This is a genomic window from Bradyrhizobium elkanii WSM2783, from assembly GCF_000472865.1.
Taxonomy (GTDB): Bacteria; Pseudomonadota; Alphaproteobacteria; order Rhizobiales; family Xanthobacteraceae; genus Bradyrhizobium; species Bradyrhizobium elkanii_A.
On record NZ_AXAP01000032.1, the window covers coordinates 86,202 to 97,171 of the forward strand.

Genomic DNA, 10,970 nt, shown 5'->3' on the forward strand with positions numbered 1-10,970 from the left:
GCCGTCAGTTTTCGGCAGGCTTGTAGGAGCCGAGCTTCTGCACCGCCTTGTCAGCAAACGAGGCGTCGACAACGTCCTCGACTTTGCCCGGCCGCTCCAGATAGCCATTGTCGGCAAAGAACTTCAGATCGTCCGCCATGCTCTTCACGTTAACCTTGCCATCCGGATCAATCCCGTTCGGCACCATCTTCTTAAACAGCTCCGGATCCTTCAGGCCGGTGCTTTTCATGATGGTCTGAATCACCTGGTCGACGCCCTTGCCCGTGAATTTTCCGCCAGCGGTGGCATCGTTGTAGATGCGCGCCGCCTTGAGGTAGGCGACCATGAACCGCTCGGCGACGGCCGGACGCTTGGCGATGAAGTCACCGCCATAGAGCAGCACGGCAACCTGCTGATCCGGATAGCCATCCGCCACGAACTTCACGGCGACGCCGCTATTGATCGCCTGCGTGACCGACGGCTCCGTCGTGATCGCCGCGTCGATTGCACCGGTGGTGAAGGCTGCGATCTGCTGGGGATAGTTGATATAGTTGTGCGTAACGTCCTTGTAGGTCAGCCCTGCACCACCAAGGATGTGGCTGAGCTTTGCATTGGTCGCGGCTCCCGGACCAACCTCGCCGAATTTCATTCCTTTCAGGTCTGCAACGGTCTTGACGGTGCCGTTGTCGACCAGCGCCTTGCGGACGAGCAGCGGCATGTAATCGTAAGAGCGTGGCGTCGAGCCCTTATCGGCTACCACCTTCACATTGATGCCGCGCGCCACCGCATTGTAGAGCCCTGCGGAAGATGCGCCTGCGCCAACGTCGATCTGGCCCGCACCGAGCGGCGCGATCATCTTCGGTCCGGAATCGAAGCTGACCAGGGTGACGTTGAGATTCTGTTCGGCAAAGAACCCGCGTTCGGCGGCAAGGTGAAAGACAACATCGCTGACCACGTTGTTGATGGCGACCTTGACGTCATCGGCCGCTTTCGCCCACGTGGGCACCAAGCTCGATGCCGCCACAGCACTGAAAACCAAACTCGCACGGATCATCCTAGAGAGCATCAATCACCTCCCAATGTTACCTGCGACCGCTCTCTTGCGGGCGCGCTGCGTTGTTAACGTGTTCGGATCAGCCCCTTGCCTATCGCGCTCGTGCAAGAACGCGGGAGAAGGCGGCATCCGGATCTTTTTGCAAGGCCGTCGCAAGGTCGACCTCTTCTTCGCCCTTGACATGGATGCGCTTGAAATCGAGTTCGGGCGCATCGACCGGCACGGTCGCGTCGAGCCCCATCTTGGCGCTGATCCCTTTGTCGGTTGTCGGATCGAGCTTGGAGCCGAGCGCGCCGGACACGACCAGGAGATCGCGGTCGGCCTGGAAGCGGGTGGCGACCGCCCATTCGATCTCCTCGGAATCACCAATGTCGACATCCTTGTCGACGACTATGACCTGCTTGATGTCATAGTGAGCGCCGAAGGCAGCCATGATGATGTTCTTCGGCTCGCCGTCGGCAATCTTGTCGATCTTGACGGCAAGATGGTACCGACAGGTGCCACCCCGGGTGAGACGTACATCGAGCACGTTCGGGAAACTGCGCCGCAGATGCTGCACCAGCGTCGCCTCGCGCGGTACGCCGCCGAGAATGAGATGCTCGTAACCACCGCCGACGATGGTATGGTAGATTGGCTGAGCGCGGTGAGTGACCATGTCGACCTCGATCACCTCGCGATCCGCACGCGGCCCGTAGTACTGGGGAAATTCGCCGAACGGCCCCTCTGGCTCCCGCACGCGGGGAAGAATTCGTCCCTCGATCACGATCTCCGCATGGGCGGGAACGCGGACCGAGTTGGTCTTGCATTTCACGACATCGACGGGGTGACCGAGCAGCGCGCCGGCAATCGCCATCTCGTCCTCGTCCAGCGCAGCAATCGCCTGCGACGCCAGGAGCAGGGCCGGATGAACCCCAATGACGATGGCGATTTCGAGTGCCTCACCAGCTTCCTCAGCCATGCGGAAATAGGACAGCGTGTGCCGTGGCAACAACAGAACGCCGATCCGGTTCGGACCGCTGATCTGGCAGCGGTGGATCGAGACGTTCTGAATGCCGTTGCGCGGATTGCGCGCTATCAACAGCCCCGCCGTGATGTAGGGGCCGCTGTCGCGCTCGTTATGTTTCGGGATCGGCAGCTGCCGGAGGAGATCGACCTCGTTGTGGACAACCTCCTGCACCGGCCCGCTTGCCACTTCACGGCTCGGCAGCGGATTGCGCGCCGCCGCGAGGAAACGCGTCAGCAATTGCTCCTCGCTGACGCCGATGGAATCGGCGACCCAGTCGCGAGCCGCGAACAGATTTGAGACCACCGGAATGTCGTGCCCGCCGGGCTTTGGAAACAACACCGCGCGGTCACGCTCCAGCCCTTTCGAAACGGCAGCGAGCTCATCGGCAAGCCCTACTCCCTCGCGAGCAACCGCGAGTTTGCCGCGCTCGGCGAGGTGAGCGAGCCATGATCGCAAGTCTTTCGGCGCCTCCGCCGCAGCGGCTCTGGCCAGGTTCTCGGTCCGCATATGGCGATCCTTTCCGTGGTCTTCTTCAAGCATAGGGAGCAATTTTTCGCGGCGAACGACGCTTCAACGCCTCGTCCTCGCCCCAGCGGCGCACCACGCCGATGTCGATGTCGAACAGGTCGAGCACGCGCCCGACCGTATGCTCGACCATGTCGTCCAGGCTGTCGGGCTTGGCATAGAACGCCGGCACCGGCGGCGCGATGATCGCTCCCATCTCTGAAAGCGCGGTCATGGTACGCAGGTGGCCGGTGTGCAGCGGCGTCTCGCGCACCATCAACACCAGCCGGCGACGCTCCTTGAGCACAACGTCGGCGGCCCTGGTCAGGAGCGTGGTGGTGACGCCGGACGCGATCTCCGACATTGATCGCATCGAACAGGGCGCGATGATCATGCCCGCCGTGCGGAACGAGCCACTGGAGATCGAAGCCGCCATGTCGTCGATGGCGTGGCTGAAATCGGCCAGCACCTTCACCTCGGCGATCTTCAGGTCGGTTTCATAGGCGAAGGTCTGCTCCGCCGTCTTCGACATCACCAGGTGCGTTTCGACACCGGCGTTGCGGAGCAATTGCAGCAAGCGCACGCCGTAGACGACGCCGGAGGCTCCGGAGATGCCGATAATCAGCCGTGAGGGCGTCCGATCCTGCATGACGTTTCGCTTCTGCTCCCTGCTGCCGCGACGCAAGTGACGCCAGGCGTCGCGGCCATCGAAATGAATGTTGTTTGCCTGGGCGGTGCGGTGCCCCGATTTCGGGCTGCAGGCGCGTCAAGCTGTTTGAACGGACAGTAGAGGCAAGCTAAGATCAGTACAAATAATGATTGATGATAAACTCAATCATCCAAAATGATGCCTAGCGGCAGCCTACAGCACCGGCGCGTCGTCGAGGACAGGAAGGAAAAAACCAATGGAACTCAGGCAGATGCAATACTTCCTTTGCCTGGCGGAAGAGAGGAACGTGACCCGCGCAGCCCGCCAGCTCAACATCGTACAGCCGGCACTCAGCATGCAGATCGCCAAACTTGAGGCCGAGCTTGGCCAAAAGCTGTTCGAGCGGAGCATCAACGGAATGACGCTGACGGTCGCCGGCGAAGCGTTCTCCCGGCTCGTGTTTCCCATCGTGCGCGACGTCGAATATGCCAAGCAGGAAATGGCGCGGCTCAACGGCCGTATTTCCGGCCGGGTGTCGGTCGGACTGATTACCTCGGTGGCGCAGAGCACGATGGCGAGTTCGTCCGCAACCGTTGCGCATCTCTATCCGGAAATCACGCTCTCGGCCTGCGAGGGATACACGGAAACCTTGACCGACTGGGTGAATTCCGGGCAACTCGACTTTGCGCTGATCAACGTGCCGCGCCGGCGGGTTTCGCTCGCCACGCACCACGTAATGGACGAAGAGATGGTGTTCGCCTGCCGAAAGGATGCGCCGATCAAGCCACCGACGAACCTGCGTTTCGGGCATCTCGCCGAGTTCGACCTGGTCATGCCATCGAAACGGCACGGCCTGCGCATGATCCTCGAGGAGCACGCCACCACGGCCGGCATCGAATTGAAGCCGAGGCTGGAGCTCGACACGCTACCCGCGGTGTGCGACGTGATCGCCACCACCAATCTCGTGACCGTGCTGCCCACGATTGCACTTCAACAGTCGCTTGCGGACGGCAGGGTGAGAGCGCACCGCTTCGCCGAACCGCGCATCGTCCGATCGATCGCCTGGGTTCATCATCCGCGCCGAATGGTGTCCGCCGCCGCCAGAGCCGTGCTGGACATCATTCGCCACGACCTGCTCGAGGCCGCGACATCGGCAAGCAACTATGTGCAGCCGGCTTCGGGAGATACGGCAAGGCGCCGGGCTGTACGGCGCGCCAAGTCGCGGTAGCCATCCTGCCGGCAATCATCAGAAGCTATCGCGGTCATCATCTCTAATTATTTGCGGTGATGACGATACGCATCCTATGAGAAGCGGGGGTCACGCAACCAAGGACGCTTTCTCATGACCGGCGATCTTCGCCGCTCCTCACCGCGCGCGCAAGCCTGGGGTGCCGGCAGCGGAACAAGCCCCGAGGCTCGCTTGCGTCAGCGTTTGCCCACGCTGGATGACATCGAGCGCCGCGCCCGTCGCCGCATCCCGCGCTTTGCCTTCGATTTTCTCGAGGGCGGAACGGGTGACGATCTGAACACCCGGCGCAATCGACTGGCGCTCGATGCGGTGGAGCTGGTCCCCCGCTACGGCAAGCCTGGTCCCGTGAGCACTGAGGTTGAGCTGTTCGGCGTCCGTTGCGCGGCGCCGATCGGCATCTCTCCTGTGGGAGTCGACGGCATCATCTGGCCCGGCGCCACGCGGATGTTCGCAGGCGCAGCCGGCAAGGCAAGGATTCCCTACATTGCCGGCACGCTCGCCACCGCCACGATCGAGGATGTCGCCGAGCTTGCCGGTCCCTATGCCTGGTTTCAGCTCTACGGACTGCCCGCCGACGACCACGCCGTCACCTTCGATCTGATCAAGCGGGCGGGCGCGGCCGGCGTGCGGGTGCTGGCGGCGACGCTGGATGCGCCGGTTCGCTCCAAGCGTCCTCGTGATCTGCGCAACGGCCTGGTGGTCCCATTCCGTCCCACGCCAAGAACCATCCTGGACGTGGCTCTGTCGCCGCCGTGGCTGCTTGCGCTCGCCACGGCGGGCACGCCCTCCTTTCGCAACATGGAGCGTTACGTCGAAAAGCCGGCAACGCTGGCGAACACCGCCGGCTTTGTACAGAGCCAGATCAAGGGCACGTTTTCCTGGGATGTCATCAAGCGGATGCGGGATGCCTGGTCAGGCGCGCTGATCGTGAAAGGTGTCATGCATCCCGAGGATGCCGAACAGGCGCTTGCAGCGGGAGTGGATGGCATCCTGGTCTCCAATCATGGGGGTCGCCAGTTCGATGCTGCGCCTGCTGCGATCGACGTCCTGCCCGCTATCGCTGCAAGGGTCGGGACCAGAGCCACCATCCTGTTCGATAGCGGCATACGATCGGGCCTTGACGTCGCGCGCGCCATCGCGCTCGGCGCCAGCGGTACATTTGCGGGGCGCGCATTCCTGCTCGGGCTCGGCGGACTCGGGGAAAGAGGCACAGCCTATGTCGCCGGACTCTTGAAGGAAGAGCTGGAGACCGCGATGGGACAGCTCGGCGCACCATCGCTCGACGCGCTCGCGCAACTCACTCGCCGCCACCGCGGCGCCTTTGACTTTACCTGACTGAAGGGGAGACGGCGTTGTGCACATCATCGCGACGGGAGACATGCTGACGAACGACCTTGGCGACCGACTGCGCGCAATTCTTGGGCCCCAAGGCCTGGCCGAGCCGAATGCTGAGTTCGAGCGCTATTGTGTTTCTTTCGACGGCGCGTTCCGGGGACCCGCGCAATATATCGCGCGCCCCTCCTCCACCGCCCAAGTTTCTGCCGTCGTGACCGCATGCCGAAAGGCAGGCATTTCGATGGTGCCTCAGGGCGGCAACACCGGCCTGGCGGGCGGTGCTCAGCCAATCGATCCCCGCAGCGTGATCATTTCGCTGGAGCGGATGCGCGCCCTGCGCGCGGTCGACGCGCAGAACGACACCATTACCGTCGAGGCAGGGATGACGCTCGCAGAGGTGCAGAGACATGCAGCCGATGTCGACCGGCTGTTTCCGCTCAGCCTCGCCTCCGAAGGATCCTGCCAGATCGGCGGCAACCTTTCGACCAACGCGGGAGGAACGCAGGTCCTGCGCTACGGCAACATGCGCGCTCTGACGCTCGGGCTCGAAGTCGTACTTCCCGACGGCAGCATGTGGAGCGGGCTGCGTGGCTTGCGCAAGGACTCGACCGGCTACGATCTCAAACAGCTCTTTATCGGAGCCGAGGGCACGCTCGGCATCATCACGGCCGCCACGCTGCGGCTGTTTCCGAGACCGCGAGACATCGTCACGGCTTTCGTTGCTGTCCCGACGCCGGCGGCGGCACTTGATCTCCTCCACCTCGCCCGCAGCCACGTCGGCGAGAGCCTGAGCGCGTTTGAGCTGATGCGGCGCGAATGCATGAAGTGGGTCTTGGTGGCATTGCCGGGACAAACCTCACCCTTTGCCGAGGAGCATCCATGGTATGTGCTCATCGAGGCTGCCGGCCGGGGCGAGCCGGGTTCGCTGCGTGATCCGATCGAGCAAATGCTGTCCGAGGCGCTGGAAAAAGGCCTGGTGATCGACGGCGTGCTTGCGGATTCGGAGGCGCAGCGCCGCCGTCTCTGGGCCCTTCGCGAAGGCCAGGCCGAAGCACAGAAAGCGGGTGGCGCCGGCATCAAGCACGACGTCTCGGTCCCGGTGTCGCAGGTGCCTGAGTTCATCGCGCGTGCCGACGCTGCGCTGGCGGACGCAATCCCGGGCATCCGTCCCTTTGCGTTCGGCCATCTCGGCGACGGCAATATTCATTATAATCCGATGCCGCCGGAGGGCATTAGCTCCAGTCAGTTCAATGAACGTCGGAGCGAAATCAACCGGATTGTGCACGACATCGTCGCCGATCTCGGCGGTTCGATCAGCGCAGAACACGGCGTGGGCCAACTCCGTCGATCGGAGATGCTGCGCTACAAATCACCAGCAGAGCTGAGCGCGCTGAGGCTCCTGAAGCAAGCCTTCGATCCCCACAATCTCATGAATCCTGGCAAAGTCATCGCCTAAGCCTGCCGACGCGACGATTGGCTTTGCGTTTGCTCGATCGATCCATATCGATGCGAATGAAGTCGCCGCGATAGGTCACTTCGCCGAGGTAAATGACGCGATCGCTAGCGGTGTTGAAGACCCGCCGCGCCTCCGCGACCGGAGAACCAAGCAGAATTTCAAGAAGCTTGGATGCTTCGAGATCGGCTGTACCGATACTCCGACAACACGACTACGAACTGGCTGCAGCAATCCACCGATTTCTTCATGGCGAACGCCGGCATCAAGGATTTCACCCCGGCCAACAAATATTTCGACCCGAGCCTTTACCTCAAGACGATTGCGTAGATGGCCATTAGCCCAAGCCCGCTTGAGGCCGGCGGGCCGCGGCGGAGCCGGCGATCAATAACGACCGCCATTGCTCTTTTGTTGCGTGAGCCATTCCGACAACGTTCTCGGTGTCGATCCTGAAGTCTTGCGATCGAATTGGCTTCGTGATGCCTTGGGAACGTTCCGGATACCCTTGTCCGAAGGTTTTCGCAAAAGCTCTGCAGACTGCGTCTCCATGACGGCCTCTGAAGCAGCGGCTAATCGCGCGGCAGCCTCCTTTTCGAGGCGCATTTTTTTCAATCGCGCCATCTTGTCGCGCTCTGCTTCTGCTTCGGCGCTGTCCGACAAAAGCGTCTTTTGGTGCACGATCTCAGCCGAGACCAGGACCCCGATCACAGTTCCTTCGCCAAGAGCCTTGCAGGCTTCGAACCGATGCAGTCCCTCGACCAGAACGAACCGGCCTTCGTCGGGCCGAACGAGAATGGGGACTTGTTGTCCGATTTCTAAAATACTTTCCGCGATTTCTTGAACGAGCTCAGGCTTGAGTGCTTTCTTCCTCTTCACGGGAATGTAAATCTTGTCGATTGGGAAGCTTTCCGGCTTGGACATAGCTTCTACTCCGCAGTGACTGAGCTCAATTACCGAACCACCTGGCGGCGGTGGCAAGATTTTAGGGATGAAGCGCTCTACCGCCAAGGCAATTTCCGCGCGTCCCTCGCGCGACACCGGTCGGACGACCGCCCCTTTTTTGGGTCCAGTTTCCTATCGGCTGAGGAATCAAAACTGGTGGTGCCACGAACGAGAAGGCCCTGCTTCTAATTTGATTAGCCGATCGCATCCTTACGCTTGCGAAACTCGACCGCGTGATCGCACGCGGCGATCTCAGAGCAAGGAAAACACGGCCACTCGGTGGTGGTGATGAGAAGCGAGATCGCGCGCTACATCGAGCAATGGTCCGACGTGAAACCGCGCACTGAAGGGGTACGCAGTGATTGAGGTTTCAGCCGACTTAAACAGCGAGGGCGAGCGCTTTTCGAGTTTCTGAGGTTCGACTTCGTCAACGGAATCGATCTTCGGATATTCCGAACCGGTAAGCCATTTATTTTACTGATGTTTTTTGACCTGGCTGGGGCGGGAGGGATCGAACCTCCGAATGGCGGAATCAAAATCCGCTGAATATCTCAATATTATCAAAGAGATTTCTGAACTTTCCCTCTCCGTTCGCCCCTTGACGATATTGGAGAGTTTCCTGCGTTCGGAATGATGTGTTTTGCGCGCACAGGTCTGTGTCCATCCCACGACACGCGCTCAAACGATAGCGGCCCTTCCGGCAGGACAGGCACTTGAGCGAGGCCGCGAGCTTCCAAAGCGGCGTGTCCCGCGGCCGCCGGATGGCGTCCAGCGGTAGGGCTGCCCTGGTCTTGCACTCGACCTCCAGCCAGCCGAGCCCGCCGTTGATGCACCGGCCGATGGTCGGGGACGACTGGGCGGGGCCGCCGTAGCCCTCCTAGGCACGGACGAGGCATCGGCCCTCCGCACGTCCGCCCACCCCGAGACGGCCCTCTGAGCGGCCTCCCGAGGCCGCTCAGCGCGTATGCCGGCGCCCATGCGAGGGCTAATCACTCTTCGAGCGGCTCGGCTACCATCTCTCGGTCGGAGGAAGTACGATTGCGGGGCGCAAATGGCGATGGGGCGTGCTGCGTCATGACGTACAAGCCGGAAGCAAGACCAAACATGGATCGCAGGAAATTTATAAAGAGAGCCTCGGGACTGATTATTGCGGGTCCCTGCGTTATTCGTCCATCAGCGGCGGCCGCGCCGCCACCGTCTGAAATCACGATCCCGATGTCACTCAGCGACGCGAGGTTCGCCGGCAATGTTCCAGGACCCGGCGGTCCATTCTCGTCTGGTACGCAAGCCAACAAAGATTGGATCGACAGTCCCAATTACAAGAATGGCGATGCGTGCTTTGCGATCCAATCGAGCGGCTCTCTTGTAAGCAACTTTGTCCAGTGCCGAATCGATTGGCGTGAAGGTCCCCGCCAGAACGGCGGCGGTATCACGAATATGGACCAGTGCTTCTTTAATTGTGTCGCCAAGGTCGGCGATCACTCTGACGCGTTCCAAGCGTACCCGTACCTGGGAGACAACGCGACGGTCAACTTCACCAATTGTAGCTTCAAGTGCTACAATGATAATGAGCCTCAACCTGGCTTTGTCAGTTCAGATTGTATGCAGTGGGCTGATAATTTCTCGGGAACTGTAACTTACAACAACTGCATTTTCTGGAACGGCGATCGCACTGTTTTCATCTTCGCAAGTCCTGGCACGACGACCAATGTCGCGTTCACCAATTGCTATTTCGCCACTCCGGGTGGAGCCCCTGGCTTCCATATAGCCGCCGTCAGAACTGGAGTGCTCAACGTTCTGGCATGGAGCAATGTGCGCCTCGCGAGAGTGGTCGGCACGACCATCATTCCGGGTGCATTGATACGTTCGCCATAACGGCGGGGGTGCCGTCGGTATGAATTTCGGAGAGGGTGGCGACGCTCTCGCCGCGCCTTTCCACGTCAATCCACAAGCCCTGGAGTCGCCTCGGGCGCGATTTTGATATCCGAACGCAGCGAATACATGCGGATGGAAGAACCGGCGCGGCCTCTGGGAAGCTCAACCTCGCATTCGGAAATGCGATCCGGGCCACATCTAATTAACAAACATGCCAAATCGAGGTAACCCACGCACTTCACCGAGCGGGTTCTACCGCCACCTCCGCCCCGAGCTCCACAAGGACAAGAAACCCGATGAACTCCGCGGACGACCTTCCTATCTCGGTCGGTCTAATTGCGTTGGCGGCATTGCTGACGATCGCCTTAATCGTGAATCTCGTTGCTGGGTCATGAGAGCTGGCGCAGCCGAGCGCAAGCCAACAGCTAGGAGCCGACGGGCGTCAGGGATGGCTGGTCCCGCCGTGGCCTTCCATGCGCAACGACCAAGCTTCCGCCTCCGCGCGGTCCGCGCCCTAATGCCCTTCTGGGCGGCTTCCCGGTCCGCCTGGGTGTGGATACAGGCGATACGATGGCGCGTGGATAAATACGCCCTGCAACTAGCGCCGGCTGAGGTTCGCCAACACACTCTGAAAGGAGCCCGCCAGCGTGAACTGGCGGTTTTGAATTCATCCGACCCTTAGATTTTCAGCGGACGTCTTGCCCCTGTTGGTCATCTCTTCGTAGCTGACCTTGGTCCCCTCATTGAGGCCGCTCAGNCCCGCTTTTTCCACGGCCGAGATGTGGACGAAGACATCCTTGCCGCCCTTGTCAGGTTGAATAAATCCATAACCTTTGGTTGCATTGAACCACTTCACAATACCCGTTGCCACGCCGGCACTCCATTTTTGAACCAATGGCGGTAATTTAGTGCGGCCCGACGGTT

10 protein-coding genes and 1 tRNA gene are annotated in these 10,970 nt (G+C 60.9%); 5 read left to right on the forward strand and 6 right to left on the reverse strand.

Going from position 1 to position 10,970, the window contains the following annotated elements:
* Positions 1–4: 4 nt before the first annotated feature.
* The 3 genes from YY7_RS0125705 to YY7_RS0125715 form a co-directional block, all read right to left on the reverse strand.
* Positions 5–1,045 carry an ABC transporter substrate-binding protein gene (locus tag YY7_RS0125705; RefSeq protein ID WP_080663838.1) on the reverse strand — a complete coding sequence of 347 codons (1,041 nt, stop codon included), beginning with the start codon at positions 1,043–1,045 and terminating at the stop codon, positions 5–7.
* A 79-nt stretch (positions 1,046–1,124) separates the two neighbouring features.
* Entirely contained in the window at positions 1,125–2,546 is a 1,422-nt protein-coding gene (locus YY7_RS0125710; protein WP_028165747.1) for a UbiD family decarboxylase, read from the reverse strand.
* A gap of 25 nt (positions 2,547–2,571) precedes the next feature.
* Positions 2,572–3,192 carry a UbiX family flavin prenyltransferase gene (locus YY7_RS0125715; RefSeq protein WP_028165748.1) on the reverse strand — a complete coding sequence of 207 codons (621 nt, stop codon included), beginning with the start codon at positions 3,190–3,192 and terminating at the stop codon, positions 2,572–2,574.
* A gap of 256 nt (positions 3,193–3,448) precedes the next feature.
* On the opposite strand from YY7_RS0125715, the gene YY7_RS52725 reads away from it, so the two are divergent.
* The 4 genes from YY7_RS52725 to YY7_RS60650 all read left to right on the forward strand — a co-directional run bounded on the left by YY7_RS52725 (position 3,449) and on the right by YY7_RS60650 (position 7,559).
* The gene (locus YY7_RS52725) at positions 3,449–4,420 is read left to right on the forward strand and encodes a LysR family transcriptional regulator (RefSeq protein ID WP_035690853.1); all 972 of its coding nucleotides are present in this window, start codon (positions 3,449–3,451) and stop codon (positions 4,418–4,420) included.
* A gap of 114 nt (positions 4,421–4,534) precedes the next feature.
* Positions 4,535–5,776 carry an alpha-hydroxy acid oxidase gene (locus tag YY7_RS52730; RefSeq protein WP_051396902.1) on the forward strand — a complete coding sequence of 414 codons (1,242 nt, stop codon included), beginning with the start codon at positions 4,535–4,537 and terminating at the stop codon, positions 5,774–5,776.
* Between the two features lie 19 nt (positions 5,777–5,795).
* The gene (locus YY7_RS0125730) at positions 5,796–7,232 is read left to right on the forward strand and encodes an FAD-binding oxidoreductase (protein WP_245287394.1); all 1,437 of its coding nucleotides are present in this window, start codon (positions 5,796–5,798) and stop codon (positions 7,230–7,232) included.
* A gap of 171 nt (positions 7,233–7,403) precedes the next feature.
* A complete protein-coding gene (locus YY7_RS60650) occupies positions 7,404–7,559 on the forward strand; it encodes a hypothetical protein (RefSeq protein WP_245287395.1) in 156 nt (51 codons plus the stop codon).
* 54 nt (positions 7,560–7,613) lie between these two features.
* Here the strand turns inward: YY7_RS60650 and YY7_RS0125740 are convergent, their stop codons facing one another.
* The gene (locus tag YY7_RS0125740; protein WP_028165750.1) at positions 7,614–8,150 is read right to left on the reverse strand and encodes a ParB N-terminal domain-containing protein; all 537 of its coding nucleotides are present in this window, start codon (positions 8,148–8,150) and stop codon (positions 7,614–7,616) included.
* 514 nt (positions 8,151–8,664) lie between these two features.
* Positions 8,665–8,770, reverse strand: a tRNA-OTHER gene (locus YY7_RS60655).
* A gap of 475 nt (positions 8,771–9,245) precedes the next feature.
* Here YY7_RS60655 and YY7_RS0125745 point away from each other — a divergent pair.
* The gene (locus YY7_RS0125745) at positions 9,246–10,046 is read left to right on the forward strand and encodes a hypothetical protein (protein WP_155255313.1); all 801 of its coding nucleotides are present in this window, start codon (positions 9,246–9,248) and stop codon (positions 10,044–10,046) included.
* Between the two features lie 667 nt (positions 10,047–10,713).
* Here the strand turns inward: YY7_RS0125745 and YY7_RS0125750 are convergent.
* Complete coding sequence (locus tag YY7_RS0125750; RefSeq protein WP_028165752.1) at positions 10,714–10,917, reverse strand: cold-shock protein; 204 nt, start codon at positions 10,915–10,917, stop codon at positions 10,714–10,716.
* Between the last annotated feature and the right edge of the window lie 53 nt (positions 10,918–10,970).

Bases quoted from the DNA above. Each gene is read 5' to 3' on its own strand.
- YY7_RS0125705 (WP_080663838.1), bottom strand. From the start codon at position 1,045: ATGCTCTCTAGGATGATCCGTGCGAGTTTGGTTTTCAGTGCTGTGGCG.
- YY7_RS0125710 (WP_028165747.1), bottom strand. From the start codon at position 2,546: ATGCGGACCGAGAACCTGGCCAGAGCCGCTGCGGCGGAGGCGCCGAAA.
- YY7_RS0125715 (WP_028165748.1), bottom strand. From the start codon at position 3,192: ATGCAGGATCGGACGCCCTCACGGCTGATTATCGGCATCTCCGGAGCC.
- YY7_RS52725 (WP_035690853.1), top strand. From the start codon at position 3,449: ATGGAACTCAGGCAGATGCAATACTTCCTTTGCCTGGCGGAAGAGAGG.
- YY7_RS52730 (WP_051396902.1), top strand. From the start codon at position 4,535: ATGACCGGCGATCTTCGCCGCTCCTCACCGCGCGCGCAAGCCTGGGGT.
- YY7_RS60650 (WP_245287395.1), top strand. From the start codon at position 7,404: ATGCTTCGAGATCGGCTGTACCGATACTCCGACAACACGACTACGAAC.
- YY7_RS0125740 (WP_028165750.1), bottom strand. From the start codon at position 8,150: ATGTCCAAGCCGGAAAGCTTCCCAATCGACAAGATTTACATTCCCGTG.
- YY7_RS0125745 (WP_155255313.1), top strand. From the start codon at position 9,246: ATGACGTACAAGCCGGAAGCAAGACCAAACATGGATCGCAGGAAATTT.